The organism is Blautia sp. KLE_1732_HM_1032 (assembly GCF_025147905.1).
GTDB lineage: Bacteria > Bacillota > Clostridia > Lachnospirales > Lachnospiraceae > Blautia_A > Blautia_A fusiformis.
Genome location: NZ_CP102266.1, coordinates 227,567 through 248,700, shown reverse-complemented (window position 1 = coordinate 248,700; position 21,134 = coordinate 227,567). Strand labels below are relative to the sequence as shown.

19 protein-coding genes are annotated in these 21,134 nt (G+C 44.8%); 1 reads left to right on the top strand and 18 read right to left on the bottom strand.

Annotation, left to right across the window (positions count from 1 at the left end; genetic code table 11):
• Positions 1–170: 170 nt before the first annotated feature.
• The 17 genes from rplA to NQ489_RS01060 all read right to left on the bottom strand — a co-directional run bounded on the left by rplA (position 171) and on the right by NQ489_RS01060 (position 18,423).
• Positions 171–866 (bottom strand): 50S ribosomal protein L1, encoded by a 696-nt coding sequence (gene rplA, locus NQ489_RS01140; RefSeq protein WP_015525334.1) that lies wholly within the window; start codon positions 864–866, stop codon positions 171–173.
• Between the two features lie 95 nt (positions 867–961).
• A complete protein-coding gene (gene rplK / locus NQ489_RS01135) occupies positions 962–1,387 on the bottom strand; it encodes a 50S ribosomal protein L11 (protein WP_015525333.1) in 426 nt (141 codons plus the stop codon).
• Positions 1,388–1,455: 68 nt separating this feature from the next.
• Positions 1,456–1,977, bottom strand: coding sequence for a transcription termination/antitermination protein NusG (gene nusG / locus NQ489_RS01130; protein WP_015525332.1), 522 nt, complete (start codon positions 1,975–1,977; stop codon positions 1,456–1,458).
• A 15-nt stretch (positions 1,978–1,992) separates the two neighbouring features.
• On the bottom strand, positions 1,993–2,199 hold the full coding sequence (secE, locus tag NQ489_RS01125) for a preprotein translocase subunit SecE (protein ID WP_021651261.1): 207 nt from the start codon (positions 2,197–2,199) through the stop codon (positions 1,993–1,995).
• Positions 2,200–2,224: 25 nt separating this feature from the next.
• Entirely contained in the window at positions 2,225–2,374 is a 150-nt protein-coding gene (gene rpmG / locus NQ489_RS01120) for a 50S ribosomal protein L33 (RefSeq protein ID WP_044961412.1), read from the bottom strand.
• A gap of 326 nt (positions 2,375–2,700) precedes the next feature.
• Positions 2,701–3,438: an SDR family NAD(P)-dependent oxidoreductase gene (locus tag NQ489_RS01115; protein ID WP_021651259.1), complete on the bottom strand. Its 738-nt coding sequence runs from the start codon at positions 3,436–3,438 to the stop codon at positions 2,701–2,703.
• 1 nt (position 3,439) lies between these two features.
• Positions 3,440–5,257, bottom strand: a complete 1,818-nt coding sequence (locus tag NQ489_RS01110; RefSeq protein WP_021651258.1) for a thiamine pyrophosphate-binding protein — start codon at positions 5,255–5,257, stop codon at positions 3,440–3,442.
• Complete coding sequence (locus NQ489_RS01105; protein WP_021651257.1) at positions 5,250–6,404, bottom strand: LicD family protein; 1,155 nt, start codon at positions 6,402–6,404, stop codon at positions 5,250–5,252. The genes NQ489_RS01110 and NQ489_RS01105 overlap by 8 nt, the downstream gene beginning before the upstream one ends.
• A gap of 31 nt (positions 6,405–6,435) precedes the next feature.
• Positions 6,436–8,715, bottom strand: a complete 2,280-nt coding sequence (locus NQ489_RS01100; RefSeq protein WP_021651256.1) for a LicD family protein — start codon at positions 8,713–8,715, stop codon at positions 6,436–6,438.
• A gap of 3 nt (positions 8,716–8,718) precedes the next feature.
• Positions 8,719–10,020 (bottom strand): adenylyltransferase/cytidyltransferase family protein, encoded by a 1,302-nt coding sequence (locus NQ489_RS01095; RefSeq protein ID WP_015525326.1) that lies wholly within the window; start codon positions 10,018–10,020, stop codon positions 8,719–8,721.
• 7 nt (positions 10,021–10,027) lie between these two features.
• Complete coding sequence (locus NQ489_RS01090; protein WP_015525325.1) at positions 10,028–11,392, bottom strand: acyltransferase family protein; 1,365 nt, start codon at positions 11,390–11,392, stop codon at positions 10,028–10,030.
• 114 nt (positions 11,393–11,506) lie between these two features.
• Complete coding sequence (locus NQ489_RS01085; protein WP_044961410.1) at positions 11,507–12,250, bottom strand: glycosyltransferase family 2 protein; 744 nt, start codon at positions 12,248–12,250, stop codon at positions 11,507–11,509.
• 82 nt (positions 12,251–12,332) lie between these two features.
• Complete coding sequence (locus NQ489_RS01080) at positions 12,333–13,709, bottom strand: sugar transferase (RefSeq protein ID WP_021651254.1); 1,377 nt, start codon at positions 13,707–13,709, stop codon at positions 12,333–12,335.
• A 212-nt stretch (positions 13,710–13,921) separates the two neighbouring features.
• Positions 13,922–15,283, bottom strand: coding sequence for an ABC transporter substrate-binding protein (locus NQ489_RS01075; RefSeq protein ID WP_044961408.1), 1,362 nt, complete (start codon positions 15,281–15,283; stop codon positions 13,922–13,924).
• Between the two features lie 143 nt (positions 15,284–15,426).
• The gene (locus NQ489_RS01070) at positions 15,427–16,344 is read right to left on the bottom strand and encodes a carbohydrate ABC transporter permease (protein ID WP_021651252.1); all 918 of its coding nucleotides are present in this window, start codon (positions 16,342–16,344) and stop codon (positions 15,427–15,429) included.
• A complete protein-coding gene (locus NQ489_RS01065; RefSeq protein ID WP_015525321.1) occupies positions 16,344–17,207 on the bottom strand; it encodes a carbohydrate ABC transporter permease in 864 nt (287 codons plus the stop codon). The genes NQ489_RS01070 and NQ489_RS01065 overlap by 1 nt, the downstream gene beginning before the upstream one ends.
• 79 nt (positions 17,208–17,286) lie before the next feature.
• The gene (locus tag NQ489_RS01060; protein WP_021651250.1) at positions 17,287–18,423 is read right to left on the bottom strand and encodes an ABC transporter ATP-binding protein; all 1,137 of its coding nucleotides are present in this window, start codon (positions 18,421–18,423) and stop codon (positions 17,287–17,289) included.
• Between the two features lie 648 nt (positions 18,424–19,071).
• Here NQ489_RS01060 and NQ489_RS01055 point away from each other — a divergent pair.
• Entirely contained in the window at positions 19,072–19,665 is a 594-nt protein-coding gene (locus tag NQ489_RS01055; RefSeq protein ID WP_044961406.1) for a 50S ribosomal protein L25, read from the top strand.
• Between the two features lie 149 nt (positions 19,666–19,814).
• On the opposite strand, the gene csm6 is transcribed toward NQ489_RS01055, so the two are convergent.
• Positions 19,815–21,128, bottom strand: coding sequence for a type III-A CRISPR-associated CARF protein Csm6 (gene csm6, locus NQ489_RS01050; RefSeq protein WP_021651248.1), 1,314 nt, complete (start codon positions 21,126–21,128; stop codon positions 19,815–19,817).
• Positions 21,129–21,134 lie beyond the last annotated feature (6 nt).

Below are 21,134 nucleotides of genomic sequence, written 5' to 3'. Positions count from 1 at the left end.
TATTATTTTCTTCTGTAATATCTATATGAAAAAGCTCTGATGAGCTTTCGTTCTGTTACAACTCTGTTTGTGCCTTATTGTAGGATTTTTGCCCCCAAAAATCAAGGTGTATAAATGTATAAAAAAATACCCCATACAAAGTTTCCTCTGTACAGGGTATTTAAAATTTATTACTGAGCTAATTTAATCGGGTTAAGCTTAACACCAGGTCCCATTGTCGGAGCGATTGTAACGCTCTTCAGATACTGACCTTTCAGTGTGCTAGGTCTAGCCTTTGTGATAGCTCCCATAAGCGTCTGGAAGTTGTCGCTTAACTGCTCCTCGGTAAAGGAAGCCTTTCCGATCGGAACATGGATGATGTTGGATTTGTCAAGACGATACTCGATCTTACCTGCTTTAATGTCGTTAACAGCTTTTGTTACGTCCATTGTTACAGTACCAGCTTTCGGGTTTGGCATTAAACCTTTCGGTCCAAGTACACGACCAAGACGACCTACAACGCCCATCATATCCGGTGTTGCAACTACAACGTCAAAGTCAAGCCATCCCTCGTTCTGGATCTTCGGAATGAGGTCCTCAGCTCCTACGAAGTCTGCTCCTGCTGCCTTTGCCTCTTCTGCCTTAGCATCTTTAGCAAATACAAGTACACGAACTTTTTTACCTGTTCCGTGTGGCAGAACAACTGCTCCACGGATCTGCTGATCTGCGTGACGTCCATCGCAGCCTGTACGGATGTGAACTTCGATGGTCTCGTCGAACTTAGCTACAGCTGCTTTTTTAACAAGGCTGATAGCCTCTGGTGCATCATATAATGTTGCGCGGTCTACTGCTTTCGCAGCTTCCACATATTTCTTTCCTCGTTTCATTTCTATAACCTCCTGTGGTATTTGCGGGGAAAAGCCCTCCCACTTGAAAATTTCACTTTTTCTACGGGAACCCCGAACTTAAGCTTCGGTATTTATTAGTCTACGACTTCGATTCCCATACTTCTTGCTGTACCGGCGATCATGCTCATAGCAGCCTCGATGGATGCTGCATTGAGGTCTTTCATCTTCAGCTCAGCGATCTCCTGAACCTGTGCCTTAGTAACTTTAGCTACTTTGGTCTTGTTCGGTGTACCGGAACCAGATTTGATGTTTGCAGCTTTCTTAAGAAGAACTGCTGCCGGCGGAGTCTTGGTTATGAAGCTGAAACTTCTGTCAGCGTAAACAGTGATGACAACCGGGATGATAAGATCTCCCTGATCAGCTGTTCTTGCGTTGAACTCCTTAGTAAACTGTACGATGTTTACACCATGCTGTCCAAGAGCCGGACCTACAGGTGGTGCTGGAGTTGCTTTACCAGCCGGAATCTGTAATTTGATATATCCTGTTACTTTCTTTGCCATTTTCGGCACCTCCTATGTGGTATTGGCGGGGGTGTGTCCCTCCCACTTGCTGTTACCTTGTTTTTGAATTACTCAGCTTTTTTGATTTCTGTGAAACTTATTTCTACCGGTGTTTCACGACCGAAAAGCTCAACATTGATCGTTACCGTCTGTTTCTGCATGTTGATACCTGTGATCACACCTGCGGTATCTTTCCATGCACCACCGGTAACGACTACCATGTCGCCCTCTGCGAAGTCCACTTCGATATCCGGTTTCTGGATACCAAGCGGCATCATTTCCTCTTCTGTAAGAGGCACAGGCTTTGATCCCGGTCCTACGAATCCTGTAACACCGCGGGTATTACGGACAACGTACCAGGTATCGTCATTCATCACCATATTGAGAAGCACATAGCCTGGAAACATCTTTTTCTGAACCTGTCTTGAGGTTCCGTTCTTCATCTCCACTACATCCTGCAGCGGAACACGTACCTCTAGGATCTGGTCTTCCAGGTGTCTGTTCTCGATCGTCTTTTCAATGTTGGCTTTTACCTTGTTCTCATACCCGGAATAGGTATGGACAACGTACCATTTTGCTGCTTCTGACATATAATCACCTTGTCCTTACTTCATTAAGAAATTAATGCATTCCAGAATTCCGGAATCCATTACACTGATAACCACTGCCAGGATGATCGTGATGATCACGACCACAACAGTCTGCTTTGCCAGTGTGGGACGGTCTGTCCAGACAATCTTCTCAAATTCTGACTGAAGTCCCTGAAACCAACTTTTCTTCTGCGGCTTATCCTCAGATTTCTGTTTTTCCATAGCATAACCTCACAAATCTCTGTGATTACTTTGTTTCCTTGTGCAGAGTGTGTGTATGACAGAACTTACAATATTTCTTGGTCTCCATTCTCTCAGGATGGTTCTTTTTCTCCTTCGTCATATTGTAGTTACGCTGCTTGCACTCGGTGCATGCTAATGTAATCTTAACGCGCACAACTTCCACCTCCAGTGTTTTCATTTGCATGGTCTTCTATGCCGCCCGGAACGTATATCCGTCGTCATTTTCGGGCATAAAAAAAAGACCTAACTTCCATGTCGCTCGTCAATTTTATCACAGAGCAGGTGTGCAAGTCAAGCCTTTTTCGCTTAAATATAAAGAATTTCACAGATTCCGTACGGACGTCTCAAGTGCGCAAACCCGATTCTGCTTCGCTGCATTTCGTTTTCGGGACGTCGCCCCTGTACAGAAAGTAATAAGAAGACCCTTATGTGCAGGCACAACATGTCTTCTTCTGTCTTCCTGCACACTTTCAACTTCTATTAAAAGTAGTCATAACCACCGTGGATATCCACCACACTGCCGTTCATATATCCGTTAGACAGCACTGCATAAGCCATATCCGCCACTTCCTCCACAGTTCCAAACCTGTGGAGTGCGATCTTCCGGTTGATACGGTCGTAGCTCTCCTGGGTGCGGGCGCTGTGCCACGGAGTTTCGATGAAGCCAGGTGCAATAGCGTTGACTGTGATGCCCTTTGGCTCAAATTCCTTTACCAGGGATCTTGTCAGGAAATGGATGGCTGCCTTGGTGACTCCATATACAAGGGAGGAAGAATACGCCTGCTGTCCTGCATAGGAACCGGTAAAGAGCACACTGCCGCCCTCTACCATCATGGATCTCAGCTCTTTTACCATAAATACAGGTACGGAAAGATTGGTGTTTACGATCCGTGTCCACTCCTCAAAGCTGTAGTCTTCATATTTTGCGTAGGTACTGATGCCGGCATTGCTTACAAGCCAGTCAATATGGTCTGTCTGCTTTTTCAGCTCCTCCACAAAAACCATCATCTCTTCATAGTAAGACATATCTGCCTTTATCAAAGTCACCTGAGATCTTTTTTCCTCAGGAAGGCTCTCCTGAAACGACAGTGCCTTCTTCTCATCATGTCCATATGTTACGAAGATCCTGTCAGTTTTTGCTGACTCTGCCAGGATCTTTTCGGCGATCCCTCTTCCGATTCCAGAGGTACCGCCTGTGATCACAGTTATTTTTCCCATTTTACAGCTCCATCAGTTCATCAAATATCGGTTTCGGTATATAAGGCTGCTGATTGTGGATCGGCTCACCCAGACAGGTCTTCGGGTATGCGTAGGTTCCATGCTCCAGCATGATCTCCAGAAGCTCCGGTCCGTTCTGCTCCAGGAATCCACCGGCATATTTTTCCACGTCTTCTCCCTGGATGCGCTTTGCAGGAATTCCGTAAGCCTGCGCCACATCTGTAAAATCGCAGGACGAGAATCCGCTGCCATCGGAGGTATCCGCATATACACAGTCAAAATAATCTCTCTGAAGATGACGGATCATTCCCAGAGCCTCATTATTCATTACGATCATCTTCACTGGGATATTCTCACGCTTCACCCACTGCAGCTCCTGGATATTCATCTGGAAGGCTCCGTCTCCGCAGATACATGCCACCGGCTTGCCGGTAGCATAATAAGCTCCGATAGCCGCCGGAAGTGCATAGCCCATAGCACCATGTCCGCCGGAAAAAAGTGTCTTCTGCCCCTGCTGATTGTGGAAGGACTGATAGCTCCATACCATATGCTGTCCCACATCCACAGCAACCGCTCCGGTATCGGAAAGCTGATCACTCAAGTATGCGATCATGCGGTTCGGATAACGCTGCGGTGTCTCATCGTCCACTTTCCAGAGTTCCTTACGGATCTTCTGGCAGACAGCAAGCCATTCCTCATAGGAACCGATCTGTGCCTGCTGCTCTGTCAGCTTACGCACCACAGTCTCTGCGCTGACGCAAAAGCATTTCTCACCTTCTCTTCCCTCATGGATCTCTCTTTGAAGATTATAAGGATCAATATCCACACGGATGATTTCAGCATTCTTCGCAAACTCATGAACCTTAGTACCAATCTGACGGGTACACAGGGAAATTCCAAAGCAGAGCAGAAGGTCGCTTTTTGCATTGGCGATCATATTTGCATACCGGTGTCCGTAAGCACCTCCGATGCACCCGAAGTTCAAAGGATCATCAAAGCTCAGTGCGGACCGGGCAAGTACGCTTGTGATCACCGGAATGTGATGGGCACGCGCCAGATCTGTGAGCATTTTTTCTGCTTCTCCGGAAGCTCCGTGACCGATCATAAATACCGGCCGTTTTGCAGTCCTGATCTTATCCAGAATATATTCTGCCGCCTCTGCTCCATCAGAAGAATCCGCCTTTGCAACTGCATCCCTGTAAAAGGCTGCCCCGTTTTCCGGATCATTTTTTCCATATACAGCTGTCTCGATCTCTTCCTCGGAAAATTCCATATCATAAACCGGATCTTCCACCTCGCCTCTCTGCACGTTCATGGGAAGATCGATAAGAACCGGTCCCTTTCGATCTGTATTGGCGATCTGCCATGCAAGATTCAGTTCACGAACGATATTTTTCGGATCACGGACCTGCACCGCGTACTTGGTTACCGGCTTTGCCATGGAAACCATATCGATTTCCTGAAAGCCCTGCTGACGAAGGCCTGTAATACCGGAATATTCATAGGTATTCAGCTGTCCGGTGATAAAGATCACCGGAAGAGAATCGAAATACGCATCTGCTACACCGGAAAGCAGATTGGCAGCTCCCGGACCACTGGTGGCATAGGCACAGCCGCAGGCATTCTTTGCCTGAGCATAACCACAGGCGGCAAAAGCAGCTCCCTGCTCATGATAGCTGGAATGACTTCTTACATGGGGATTCTTCTCAATGGAATCTACCAGATGTGCGATCATGGTTCCCTGATATCCGAAGAAATCATGGATCCCTTTTTTCTGCAAAAATTCCACAACATAATCTGTAAGCTTGACCTTAGACATATTTTTTTACCTTCTCCATATACGAGATCCTTCCTGTTTTTTCCAGATACTTAAGATACAGGTCAAAAACCTCCGGATCTGTTTCAAATGCTTCTTCATATTTCAGACAGCGATCATTCATCCTGGTATATCCTGCAAATGCTTTTTCCAGTTCCACATAATCTTCATTTTTGAAGAGATTCCGGATATAGCTGAGCTTTTTGCGATAAGCCAGTGCACAGGTATATTTTTCCCCGCAGAATTTTGCATAATCCCAGCACTGTGCAAGATATTCCCGGTAATTCATTCCAAACTGCCTGCGCTTTTCCCTTTTCTTCCTGACAGAAGCAAATTTCTTCAGTTCCTTTGACTGCTGCAGAAATTCCTCGCATGGGATCAGTGTGCTGCACACCACCAGCGAGCCGGGAACATAGTTTTCCATTGACTTATTTCGATAATTTTTGCCGTAGGCCCGGGTGAGATAGCTGTCTGTGTTTCCCGGGACCATAAAGGATTCTCCTCCAAGCATTGCCTCCCCGGGATTTTCAAAAATATGCGCAGGAAAATAAAGATTCTGGTCAAAATATCGGAGTACATATGTTTTTGCGCCATCCTGCGGCTGCCGGAGCAGATCCCGGAATATGCTCTTTGCCAGCCAGCCTCGTCCGCAAAGGGAAAGGACTCGCACCATCCAGATACATCCCAGCTCACGCCGGTTCCGCCACTTGCCTTTTTTTCCGTAGATCCTCTTCCATCCCTCTTCGCGCATACGGTTCCAGAGATATTTTCCCTTTGGACCATATTCACACTGCAGCGGAAGGATATTGATCCCCAGTCCCGGATGTTTGTATTTTCCATACTCGTCCAGCTTATAAAACAATGTATCTTTATCTGTATAACGCAGAAAAAATCCGGGGAAACGGCTGTTATTCTCCATAGATTCCAGAGCTCTGCGCAGCTCCGGTTCTTCGTCAAAGATGTTTTTAAACCGGGCCATATCACCGGTCTTCATATAAATATCATTGCTTGCCGGATTCATGGGAAAAGGGCGCTCCGTTACCGCACAGAGGGTAAGATACGGAGAAAGATAATATGTGATCTTATTTTTTCTGCATATGGTATCTATTTCTTTTAGAAGTTCCAGTACTTTCTGCTGTTCTCTGTTCAATACACTCTGCCTCGTTTCTGTTGATCTGTCATTACAGGATCCGCTTCAGAAGCTCCTGAAGCTCCTCCTGACTTTTATACTTATCCAGCCAGCTGTTCAGAAATTCTGTCACGTCTGCCTTCTTTGCGAAAAATCCGGTACGCCGGCTTCCATCGTAAAGATCCTCCAGGAAGATCCTGGAAAGCTCATTTTTTATATAGGGATGCGGCTCATGATCCAATGCCAGGAAATAATTTTCGAAGGCTTCCCGGGTACGCCCCTGTTTCTTCCGGATATCTCCCAGAAGCTTGTATACCTCTCCCTGCCATTCCTTATGGACCAGAAAGCTGCGGATCTCCTCTGCCAGATATTCCATCTCGCCCTCTTCCTCACTGCACAGGATCCTGGTACGGCCCTCTGCCAGTGCTTTGGGATAGCCGAATCTCTGCCATGCACAGGTAAGTGCCTCTTTGTACACTGGCTCCTCAAGGGTTCCCTCCCTTGGAGAATTACCGGTGATCCCCAGTTCTTTGCAAAGCTCTCTCACCAGCTCTTCCAGCTCCCCTTTTGTACGGACGGAATATACCTTCGCAAGATAAAGAGCGCCTCTGATCTCCTCATCCTCCGGCATCAGTCTGCTCCAAAATTCCATCAGAGAGAGTGCTTCTGATCTTCTCTGGCTTCCAAGCAGATCCCGACAGTCCCGGATCGCCTGGGACTTCTGTTTTTTCAGGAATTTATCCAGTTCCAGCTGCACAATGCCGTTATTGGTGCATTCTCTGGCTTTCAGATACTCTGCCATTGCTTCGTTCCGGAGGCCCTTTTTCCAGAGAAGATCCCCCTTATATTTCATAAAATATCCATCCTGGGGAAATACTCTCAGGCAGTAAGACAGAAATTTCTCCGCTTCCGAAGCATTCTGCGGTCCTTCCAGGCGCTCCATCACAAACCGACATTTAAATTTCAGGAATCCCGGAGCATCCGGATATTTTCTGAGAAGATCATCCACGATCGCCTCTGCTTCCTGCATTTCTTTAAATTCATAGTGGCTGGCTGCTTTTCGGAAACGGCGGATATCCTCCACTGTCTGCTCCATTTCCGGAGTAAGATGATCCATTTTCTTGCGTACCTCGTACATACGGTATGCCTTGGAAACACGCTCCTGATAGATCAGTGTCAGCATAGCCGCCTGAAAAGCCTTATCCTCCAGCGGGATCAGGATCGGATGATAGAACGGACGGATCCCGTTAAAATCCTCACGCCCGATAAACTCCATGCTGAGCTGTACACGGTAATACTCCTCAAAGATCTCACCAAGCACATCATATCTTCTCTCTTTCAGCAGGGTCTCCGCTGTTTTTTCGGATCTCATCAGTCGGGCAGACACATCCCGGGCTACAACACCGGCTTTGATCCTTCTTCGTCTGTCATCCTGTTTATGGTCTCCCTTTGCCATAAGAAGGCAGTAGAATTTGCGGAAAAGCATCTGTCTGCGGATACGTTTTTTGTCGATCCTTGGCGTATATTCATCCCGCACCTCCTGATAGCTGGCGCCCGGAACATCAACAGACTCATGAGATTCTCTTTCCCCATGAGGCGGTATATAGGACCATTCGTCCCCGTAATGCCAGATCAGATAATCGCTGGTCCTGTGAGGGATCATAACCTTTTCGCCCTCGAAGTCCATATATTTTACAGGGAACATCATATCCTTGTCAAAAAGAAACGGGCAGCCTCCCCATCGCATGGCATAGCGGCTGCACTCCTCTTCTTTATAAGAAAACATGATCTTCTCCAATTTCTTTAAGGTTCTGTCCTTTCCGCAGAAGGTATAGCGGAAAAGCCAGTACAGATACCGCCAGGGAGAAATTTCCCATCTGACTCCCACGACCATGCTGATATTCAGAAGTTCCGTATAGATCATCATATGGTCCCGGTATTTCTCATACTCACGGTCATCATCCGGAATGGGATCCAGAGTCAGTACGTCAATGATCTCACCAGCCTTGTCGTCCCCTATGATCTGATGCTTGTGGATCGCACAGGTATCCGTACTTCCGTAGCGCGGAAAACCGTTGGTATAATTACGATCCACTTCTGCACAATAAACCGCCCGGTTCGGCGGCATCTCGTTCTGACATATTTCTACAAATTTATCCCAGTCACTTTTGGGCATGTAAATGTCCACATCATCGTCCCATGGGATAAAGCCTTCATTTCGAAGAACACCGATCAGAGTACCTCCGGCCATTACATATCTAAGATCATGCTTTTTGCAGATCGCGTCAACCTCCCGGAAGAGCTGCAAAAGAAGCTTCTGTTTTTCTGTCATCTGTCAACCTCTTTGATTAATTATTTTCAAAAGCTCAGCCAGAGTTTCTGATTCTTCATAAAAAAATCTCGTACATTCTGTCCGTCTGTCACGAATCATGATGACCAGCTCCTGAAGCAGATAGCGAAGACCATTTCCCTCAAAATTAAAGCTGTAGCGTTTCAGGAATTCCTGACCTTCTATTTTGGCTTCAAAATATCCGGTATTCCACCAGTCACCGGGTACGGTGATACGCCCCCTGGTTCCGATGATCGCAAGCTCGTTTTCCACATCCACCGTTGTTCCAATCTCAATGGTCGCCAGTGCCCGGAGATACTTCATCGTGATCATATCATAAATAAAGCAGCCGTCACTGCTTTTCACCGCATTGCTCTTCACCTCCAGGTAATCCTTACCGAGAAGCTTGATGCATGCACACAGCGCCTGGCTGACTGTTTCGCTGAAATTTTTTCCGCCCTCAAAATCATCCTGAGAAATCGCGCATTTTACAGCTACCACATCTCCCACAAGCGCTCCATGTGTCAGCCAGACAAGCTGCGTAAACGCGCGCAGATAGACCATGGTAAGCTTCTCTACCAGAACAACCTGATGTGCCTTTGCCAGTGCAAACAGCTCTCTTATCTCTTCCGGCTCCAGAGCCATAGGCGTGTCACTGATCACATATTTATCACATTCCAGTGCCTTTCGGATATAATCTGCCCTGTTTTTCAGACCGGATCGGATATAAATGATATCCAGTCCTTCCAGAAACTGTCCGTAATCTGTACCATAAGAGTCAAGTTCGTATCTGTCACAGAATTCTCTCGCGACAAAAACGTCCTCGGAATACACACTTTCTACATGCAGTCCGCTGACATACTTGGACTCCATCACCATTTCGTTGTCCTCTGTATCATCCGTAACAATGCCCATGCTGTAGATCATACCCTCACTTCTGAGCTTGGTACTGGAAATATTTTTGGTACGTTCCAGATAAACGACCTCACAGTAATTCTTCAGATAATCAAATTTGCCACGCCAGTCCGAACCGACTACCAGAAGGTCGATATTGTATTTTGTAATGTCATTTAGCTTCTGCCCCTGATATTCCTCTACAATGATCTCATCCGCAAAACCAGTCTTGCGGACATTTTCGATACGCTTCAGAAGGCTGTCCTGTACATTCAGCTTGCCGCGTTCGATATCATAGCTTTCACTGGTGACACCCACAACAAGATAATCCCCCAGCTCCCTGGCTCTTTTCAGAATATTGTAATGTCCCTGGTGGAACAGATCAAAGGTACCGTAAGTAATGACTTTTTTCATTATTAATTTAATCCTGCGCTTTCTCTTCTTTATTTTTCAAAAGCACTTCCATTTCCCCCTGCGGTTCTGTGATCTTTAATATATCATCCAGGTCCTGGAGCTGCTCAAATTCCTGTGGAGCTCCGGCATCATCCATGCCTTCCTCCATCTCAAGATCCTCATCTACAAAGAAATCCTCGCCACGGATTTCTTCCGTCTCTTCTGTCTCATGTTCCAGTACAGCCGCCACATCGTCCTTCACCTTACGTGCATCCTCCTCGTCCAGAGTTGCCGCAAGCTCCTCAATGGCTTTCTTTCTTTTCAGTATGATCTCATAACGGTCATCTTCATCATATTCATCCTCAAGTCCTTCATCCTGCACCTGCCTCTCACGTTTGAACAGAATAAATGTAAGCAGGTTTAGTACCCCTCCGTAGAGGAAAGATACCGGCTTGCTTCCAAGGATCAGCACAAGCACCCAGGATACTCCGAAAAGCACCCAGACATTCAGCATCTGCGGGATGCTGAGAAGAAGCAGGCCGTTGAGTACGATCATGATCGGATAATGGAAAAAATAAATCCCCATGGTATTTCTTCCAACAAAGGTAACCGGCAGCTTCACATCCGGGATCAATGCCAGAAACGTCAGCACCAGCACAAAAGATACCAGATACATCAGAAGGCGAATCAGCATTCCTGTGATATCATCCATTCCCGATAACTGATACGTATGATTCCCACGGAAAATATCTACCGGGATCTCATTGGCGATCATAAAATTTGGAACTGCATACAAAAGCAGGGCTGAAACCAGGAGCAGGATCCATTTACCCTTGAATTTACGGACCACGTCTGTGTAATCACTCTTCCACAGATAGCCTGCCACAAAAAACGGAAAAAATACAACAATCCTGGAGCTTGAAAGATAGGTCGTAAATTCCGGTCTTGTTCCTGCCCACAATGCAAAAATAATGCTCAGAGGCACGATAAAACGTATCTTGCCAAGTGCTTCGATAGTCAGCCTGTAGATAAACAATGCCAGCACATACCACATAACTGTTCCGGACGGACGGAGCAGCTCATAATCCATGCTTCTGCCGGTCCAGATATAAGCATACCAGGTCAGACTGTATCCAAGAATATAAGGGATCAGCAGATTCTTCACATTCTTCAGTACATCCTGTGGCTTCTTGGAAAGATATCCAGATATAAAAATAAAAGCAGGCATGTGAAAAATGGTGATCCCATACCATACATAACGCACCACCATGTCCACCTTGACCAGCTGAAATGCGATCAGATGATTAAATACGACAAGAAAGATCAGTACTACTTTAATGTTATCGACCAGGTAAGAATACGGAACTCCCTGGCTATCCGTTCTCTGTTTCATTTGTTTCCACCTTGTAATATTTGATAAAAGTATGAATAAATAATAACATATATTTATGAATTTGGAAATAAAGAATTAATATATGTCAGAATTATTCACCTCTTCCAGAATTTTTCAACGGTATTTCCATATCCCGTGGAGCGCATAGGAAACAAAGAAAAACAGACTCTTCAGCGGACCATATCCCACATACCGATACACCTGATAAGTCATTGCCGCAGACTTCAGCTTATTTCTGGATTTTCCCCCTTCACTAAGCCGGTATTTCAGGTAAGGTCTGTTGATCCCTGCTGCAAATCCTCCCTTTCCCAATATCCGGAGCCAGGTAATGTAATCTTCATGGCTGTCATCATGCTCCATTGGAAACGCAAGTGCATCTTCTCTGCGTAGCAATACGGAAGAACAGTTGATGCTGTTATGCTTCAGAAGCTCCCTGTATGTGATCCGTTCCTTTACCGGAATATATTTGCCGGTAGTGCGCCCATCCGGCGTCATCAGTTCTCTTCCGGTGGAGCAGATCGCACAGCCGGTCTGTTCCATAACCTCTGTCTGGGCTTTCAGCTTGCCCTTTTCCCACCAGTCATCCGCATCCAAAAATGCGATATATTTTCCCCGGGCTTCCTTTACGCCCCGGTTTCTGGAACGGGCAGCACCCATATTCTGTTCATTTCGGATATAACGGATCTTTCCGCTGTCCATATATTTCATTACAGCAAGCTCTGTGCCGTCTGCAGAACAGTCATCAATGACCAGCACTTCTACCGGAACCTCCTGTCCCAGTGCTGATTCGATCGCTTTTCCAATATATCTTTCCCCGTTATATACGGGCATCACTACGGAAACCAACGGCTTTTCCATAAAAACAACCTCCGTCCTCTCTATCCACAAAATGCGCGTCAGGATGATCTGCCGCAGCCTGACACGCATTTCGTTTCGTTACTTATTTTTTGTCTTCGGAATCCTTAAGAGCGTTCTTCTGATTATCATCCACGCCCTCGGAAACTTCTTTCTGGAAAAAGATCTTTACAGTCATAAACAGAAGCTTGATATCCAGAAGGAATGAATAATTTTCAATATAAAACAGATCCAGCTTCAGCTTATCATACGGTGTGGTGTTATATTTGCCATATACCTGAGCATAACCGGTCAGTCCGGCTTTTACCTTAAGACGATAGTGGAATTCCGGGATTTCCTGCTCATATTCCTGCATGATCACATCTCGTTCCGGACGTGGACCTACCAGAGACATATCACCCATAAACACGTTAAACAGCTGGGGAAGCTCATCCAGATGCAGGTTACGCAGAACATGTCCTACCGGTGTGATACGGGAATCGTGCTTGGATGCAAGACGCGCCCCGTTCTTCTCGGAATCCACACACATGCTTCGGAATTTCCGGATGCGGAATTCCTTTCCCTGATAGGTAAGACGATCCTGGAGATAAAATACCGGACCGCCGTCATAAGCCTTCACCGCAATGGCAATGATCAGCATGATGGGTGAGGATACGATGATCCCAAGTCCGGATACAATGATATCCAGAACTCTCTTGGCTGCACGCTGCTCCATGGAAAGTCCCTGATTCCTGCACATCAGAAGCGGCGTATCAAACAGATGGATCCTGTCTGTTCCAAGCAGGATGATATCGGAAATCTTCGGGCTCATATAGCAACGGATGGAATGAGAAAAACAGTATTTCAGATACTTGTTTCGGATCTGGGACGGAAGATCCCAGATGATCACGCCTTCATAATCTTCCATCATGGCATGGATCTTCTCTTCGCCCTCACGGATATGAACCTTACCGCTGATATCGTATTTATCCTTTCGGGTGTTCATCTTGTGGATCACATCACCGGGATCACGGTCTCCGTAGATCACCAGTAGCCTTCTGGCTCCGTACAGTCTGGAGTAAATATACCTGGAGCCCCAGATCCACAGTACCGTCACAACAAGCTGGACTCCGGTCATTTCGATCACCGGTCTGGCCGACATAAACCATCTGTTGATCAGTGTGATCTGAAAATACGTCACAACATTGGTACAGATCGTTGCCAGCGTCAGTGAATAAAATACATCGATCCTCTTCAGATAGCCTACCTTCAGACCTCCGTAAAGCTTGGCAAACATCAGATAGATCAGCGCATAGATCAGGATCATTACCCAGTTACCTTTTCTCCAGAATGGCTTCAGGATCAGGTCACTGTAAAAATCATACCATACATAAGCAAAGATCGCTGCCTGTGCGATTACGATCAGACTTGCCAGACAAAATACCACAAATCTCTTATAATCTTCTCTTTTACTTCTATTCACAGATTTTTCTTCCTTCCTGAGGAGTAGATATTAACTTCATCATTATAGCCAATATATACTCTTACGTCCAGAGATTCCTCTGATTTTTCTCCTGATATTTTCCTGTCAGGATGTTTTTTTCCGTGACTATAGCAAAAATCCCCAGGAGCTTACCCGGGGATTTTTGGCTGTATATATTTATTTTTCTTTTTCAGTTTCCACGCCTTTTCGAATTATTCATTCACCAGGTTATACTCTTCGATGGATTTGTTGATGGAATCTGCCATGTTTTTCACAGCTGTATCCACATCCTCTTTTCCGTTGAGCATGCTCTCAATCTCGGATTCCACGGTAGCTCTTGCCTCCGGGAATACACTTAACAGAGCACCTACATAGTCGGCGGAAGAATCATGGAGCTGGTCGATCGCTGTCTGGAACTGCGGATATTTTGCAACATTATCCTTAAATACCTGCTCTTCCTGAGCTTTTACAGTTACAGGGAAATATCCGGTCTGTGCGTTCCAGTAAGCCTGAGACTCCGGAGAAATCAGGAATTTTACGAACTCCCATGTTGCACGAAGCTTTTTCGGATCATTGTTGTTCAGTGTCCAAAGAGATGCACCTCCGATGGAAACACCGCCCTCGTCACTGGATTTGATCTTCGGGAAGTATGCAGTACCAACCTCAAATTTTCCGTTTACATCCTGAAGGATCTGTTTCAGGGAAGCTGTGGAGCCAAGTGTGATCGCAGATTTTCCTGCAGAAAAATCTGCCAGACCTGCATCGCCACCCTTTCCTACGACCGGTGCGAAGCCCTTGTCGTTAAGATCCTTCCATGCTGTAAGGATATTCTTTGCAGCATCATTCTCGTCAAAAGCAACAGCTGTAGCAGCCTCTTTACGTCCGTTTCCGTTGTTTGCATACTCAAGGCCCTGCTTTCCGATAAACTGCTCGAAGAACCATCCGTAGATTCCAAGAGACATTACCTCGCCTGCGCCGCCTTTGTCCAGAAGATCCTGTCCGATCTCACCGATGCCCTCCAGGCTGTCCGGAATTTCTGTGATGCCTGCTTTATCAAACATGTCCTTGTTGTAATACATGATCGGTGTGGAAGAGTTGAACGGCATGGAGTACAGCTCATTGTCGATGGTGTAGTATGCAGCCAGGTTCGGCTCGATCTCAGATACATCGTAGCTGTCTGCGTCGATCATCTGCTGCATAGGCACGATCCATCCGGAATCGATCATGAATCTTGTTCCGATTTCATATACCTGTACAAGATCCGCACCCATGTTTCCGATCTGTGCACTTTTCAGCTTGTTCAGGGAATCATCATATTCACCCTGATACTGAGCATCTACAGTAATTCCGTATTCATTCTCATCGTTGAATTTTTTTACCAGTGTATCGATCGCCTCACCATTGACACCACCCATGGAATGCCAGAAGGTAATGGTAGTTCCGTCTACATCGGAAGCATCTGCCATTTCCACTTTTTCATCTGTGCCGGCATCTGCGGCGAATACAGTTACTCCGGAAAGAGAACCGATAGTCATTGCTGTGGTAAGGAAAGCTGCGATGATTTTTTTCTTCATAACTTTTTTCTCCTCTTGAAAAATTTTCTCTTTTTTCATTTTTTTATATAAGATGAACTGCCCGTCTTACGACTTTGCAGTATCTTTTTGCATTATTTTTCCCCTTACAGCAGGATGCTGCAGGGTTGCTGCCTGCTCCGATATCAGCCCTTGACTGCACCAGAGAACATTCCTCTGATCAGCTGCTTCTGTCCAACGATAAAGATGGAAATGGACGGAATGATGATCATAACAACGCCTGCGATCATCAGGGTGATGGACTGTGAATCCACACTATCCAGCATACTGATACCGATCTGAACGGTTCGCATATTGTTGGAGCCTGTTACAAGCAGCGGCCACATGTACATATTCCATGCGTTGATAAAGGTATACACTGCCATAGCGCCAATAGCGGATTTTGTCAGCGGAAGCAGGATCCTTACGATAAATTTCAGATTGCTGCAGCCGTCAAGCTTTGCCGATTCATACAGTGAGATCGGGAAAGTCATGTAAAACTGACGGAACAGGAAAATTCCCATTGCGGATGTAAGGTAAGGCACGATCAGTACCTGATAAGTATCCAGCATTCCCCAGCTTGATACCGTCAGGTAGTTGGAAATGATCGTTGCCTCTCCCGGAACCATCATGGTTGCCATCACAACCATGAAGAGAATACCTTTTCCTTTGAATTCCAGGAAAGAAAACGCAAAAGCAGCAAGAGAACAGGTAATGATCTGTCCGATGGTAATGCATCCCGCCATGATAAAGGAATTCAATATGAATCGGAGAAGTGGAACGGTGCGGAATGCATTGATAAAGTTGGAAAAGGTCGGATTCTTGGGAAAGAGATTCAACTCTGTAGTAAACAGTTCACTGGAAGGCATCAGTGCAATACTGATGGCATAAAGCAATGGAAGCAGGATCAGAACTGCAAACACCACATTTGCCGTAACACGGAGTGCTGTTCTTGTCCTTCTCTTTGCAAGAGCTTTTGCATTCATAGCTTTTTTCAGCTCCGGAAGCTCCTCTTTTGACATATTTCCCACTGCCGGGACTGCCATATTTTCCATCTGGCTCATCAGTAATTCACTCCCTTCTTCTCAATACGGAACATGATCAGTGTGATGATCATGATGATCACAAACAGGATAACCGACTGGGCTGCCGCACTTCCGAAGCGGTAGTTAAAAAACGCATCCCTGTAAATGGAATAAACAATAACATTGGTAGACTCATTAGGACCACCCTCTGTCAGGATCTTGATCTGTCCAAAGGACTGAAATGCCTGAATGATATTTACCACCAGTGTGTAAAACATGATCGGGGAAAGTCCCGGAAGCGTCAGGCTGAAAAACTGCTGCACACTGCTGGCTCCATCCACAGAAGCTCTCTCATAAATGGTCTCATCAATATTTCCGAGTCCTGCGGAAAAATACAGAAAATTGATCCCGCTGTTCAGCCACGCAGTAAGAATGGCTACGCAGATCAGAGCCGTGTTCGGATCGTTCAGCCAGTTGATATCCAGGCCGGTAAGCTTGTTCACAATGCCTACTGCCGGGTGGAGCATGATCTGGAAGATCATCGCTGCAGAGCTGGATGCAATAGCCATTGGCAGAGCATAGGATGTACTGAACACCCGGATTCCTGGAAACGCCTTGTTACAAAGCACTGCTGCGATCAGACCAAGAAGCATGCCGCCGACCACAACGATCAGCACAAAGATCAGCGTCACCTTCAAACTGTTGATAAAGGATGCTGACTGAAGCAGCTCTTTATAATTGCCCAGACCAACGTACAGCTTTGCCTGTCCCATCTTGTTGGTCTTGTAAAGACTTAAATAAATTGTTTTCACAAACGGATAAAACAGAAAAATTCCAAAAATAAGCATACAAGGCACCAGATATAAGTACGGTGTGATCTTGCTTTTGCTGTTATTTTCCATAACTATTTCTCCTCCTTGCATAATCAGATTCTATCTACAGGCTGATCTGCCTGTACTCAAGCTCTTCCGTGACATAAATTCATGACACAAAAATATTTTCTTCTGTCTCCGGATCAAACACATGGGCCTTCTCCATATCAAAATACAGAGAAACCTTCTCCCCTACCTGTGTCTGATTTTCCGGACTTAAGCGGACTGCCAGAGTTTTGCCCTGCTCATCAAAATAGAGGATCACTTCCGCTCCCAGCATCTCCCGGTTTACTACAGGCTCATCTACATCTACGCTTTCATTTTCAATACCAAGCTTTTTCGCCTCATCAAACTCGTAGATATCCTCCGGACGGATTCCAAGGATCACGTGTCTGCCGTTATATCTGTCTGCGATCTGTTTTCCTCTGGTTCCGTCCAGATAAACCTTTTTCACAGTTTTGGCATCATCCAGAAGAAGGGCCGTGCGATTATTTTCTTCTGCTTTTACCGTACACCGGAAAAAGTTCATGGACGGAGAACCAAGGAAACCTGCCACGAAAAGATTTACCGGATTGTCATAAATACTCTGCGGCGCTCCCACCTGCTGGATCAGACCATCCTTCATGACCACGATCTTAGTCCCAAGAGTCATGGCCTCTGTCTGGTCGTGCGTTACATAAATAATGGTGGTGTCCAGCTGTTTATGTAATTTCACAAGCTCCACACGCATCTGAGCACGGAGCTTTGCATCCAGGTTGGAAAGGGGCTCATCCATGAGAAAGGCTTTCGGCTTCCGAATAATTGCACTTCCAATGGCAACTCGCTGTTTCTGACCGCCGGAAAGAGCCGCCGGCCTCCGGTCAAGAAGCTGGTCGATCTCCAGGATCTTTGCCACCTCATGGACCTTTCTGTCGATCTCATCCTTCGGAAGCTTACGGATCTTCAGGGCGTATGCCATATTTCCATAAACTGTCATGTTCGGATATAAGGCATAGTTCTGGAACACCATGGACATTCCCCTCTCCTTCGGTTCCAGATAATTGGAAAGCTCACCGTCGATCCACAGCTCACCGTCTGTGATCTCCTCCAAGCCTGCGATGATACGCAAAGTGGTGGATTTTCCACATCCGGACGGACCTACAAAGATCACAAACTCTTTATCATGTATATCAAGATTAAAATCCTTCACACCGTAATGCTCCGAATCAAATTGCTTACATACATTTCTAAGTGCAATTTCTGACATTACTTATCTCCTTTCTCTTCTCTCGCTCACATAGTTTGTAGTATAGGATTTTTCCGGCTGTTCAGATATCGTGGTTGAGATAAAGATTTGTGAATTATATGTTAAATTGTTTCAGAAATTATATGCAATTCCGTTAAATTCTTTCTCCAGAGTAAAATACCCATCGCGTTATGTTGCCACCTTCTTTCACCGCCATCTCTGTCCTACATCATATCTTCCAATTTTTATTACATTGATCACAACAGCTCTCTCCAATATGTCAGCAATATGGATATTTCCCGTCTCCTCGCATATCTGAATCAAATAAAAATAGAATATTCATATTTAATACTTGCCTCTCTTCCAGATAAATGCCAACTTTCAGGCTTTTATGATCACTTGATTTGTGCAATTTTTTATGTTGTTTTAATTTTTTCTGTAAAATCTCAAATATATGCTTTGTTTTTGTCTAATTTTACCCTTGAAGTTTTGTACATAAGTTAAACAATACAAAATATTGTTCTTAAATTTTCTAACTTTTTGTTAGCCACCTCGTCCGAGAAGTGCTATAATGATCCCAGTCAGAAAAGAAATGCAGAATTCGTGTTACTGCGAACAGCGCGAACAGCAACATTACCGGAATCCATGCATCAGGAGGAGGAATTTGACATGATCACATTGAAAGCAGAGAAAAGAAACCCGAATGTAAAAGCTAAAAAATTAAGACGTGAGGGTTACGTCACAGGAATTCTTAGTGGAAAAGAAATGAAAGAGCCTGTAGCACTTCAGTTTGACGGTGCCGAGGCAGCCAAATTCATTAAAGCAAATAAAGAAGGTACACAGATTTACTTGGACATCGAAGGCGAAAAAGTTGATGCCCTGGTAAAAAATATTGACTATAATCCAATTGAAAAACAGCTGATGGCTCTGGATTTCCAGGCACTGGTAGCCGGTGAGAAGGTTTCCACAACAGTCGCTGTCAAACTGGAGCACACCGACATGGTTCAGGGTATCGTTGAGCAGGAGATGGAAGAGATCCACTACAAAGCAGATCCGGCCAACCTTCTTGACACCATCGTCATCGACTTCAACGGCTATCCTGCAGACGTCCGTGATATCCATGTAAAAGACCTCCCGATCCCGGAAGGCAAACACGTCCACTTCATCACTCCTGAGGATGCAGTTGTTGTTCATATCGGTGAATATGAGGCAGCTCCGGAAGAGGATGAGGACGCTGAAGGCGCTGAGGCTGAAGCGAAATAATTTTATAATTTCATATGAAATATTTCAGGGGATTGCCTGGTGGCAATCCCCTGGTTTTATTTACATAATTCTAAGAATGTTATTTCATTTGTAATTTCTTTACCTCATCCAGCGGCAATTCATTTTCCCATAAAAGGGAAATAGCATACTCATCTATCCAATTCTTCAATAATTCTCTTATTCATATAATCATATGAATCCCAATTTTCTTTTCTGGTATTTATTTTTACCTGTTCGCAAATATATTTCAGTAGCCACAAAATATCTTCTACACTCCTGCCAGCTTGTTCTTTAACCCACTCAGGTGTAGCTGACACAATATTATGAGCTGCAATATTTCTGACATTCTGCTCAATTTCTACCAGACCTTTAGTTCTCTGTTTTAATAAATCATCTTTACATTTTTTCTCAATAATTGGTTGCAAATGGCTTGAATATACTATCCCATATCTAAATGGATAAAACTTTTCATTCATAATACCCAATACTTCTGTGCCATCTAATTTATATCTATCCCATTTTCTTTCTTTTTTCTTATAATACTGTGTAACATTAATTTCGCAAAATTGCTCAAGGACCATTTCCAGCAGATCAATGATTAATGGAGTAATTCCTCTGATAAAATCTGCATACTCTCCACGTTTTACTTTTAAATCTAAAGCCAACAGATATTCAAACAAGATTTTCTTTTTATTTTCTTGTCTCACTGCTGAAATAATTCCATTATTTTCTGGTAAAACCCTGTTCATTCTCTCCCAGTCCAAAACTGCTCTCGCATCTGCTGACTGTAACCACTTCCATGCCACAGGATTTAATTCATCCTTGATTTCCTTACCAACTGCCAGCGCTGCATGATAATCATAAGATAATAAGTGCTTTTTTATCATATCGATTTTCAGTAGCCGCATCAGATTCAGACACTTCACTTCCTGGCATCTGTTTTCTGCACTTTCCTCATTATCTTCATTCAGTTCCCAGTTCGCTTTAACATCATATTCGTCTCTTTCTTCATGTTCCAGATTACTTTTCTTCTGTGGAGTAGACACCTGTATTGGCAAAAATCTGTATTCCGCCAACGTTGCCATAATAAGCAGTGCACTTTTCATACCAGGTGTTCCGGATGCCATATTAACTAATAACTGATCTTCTTTCTCTTTTTGTTCTTCAATTTCTGAAATAATTTTCCGGAATTCATCATAAAACACATCATACTGTTGAACATCTACCATATCAGGATTTTCAATTATATGTACTTCAAATTTGTGATTCAAAAAGTCCCCTAACAGATTCAGGGTTTCTACATATCTATTATCTTTTTTATGGTTCTCTACCATTTCTTTGGATAAATACAGATATACAACATCTGGTTCATAATATCTGCATATATGAAGCATTGAACCATCATATAAATACTTTATCGGGTCTGTGTTTCCAATTGGTGAAAATAAATATTTTTTTCCCATTTTTTA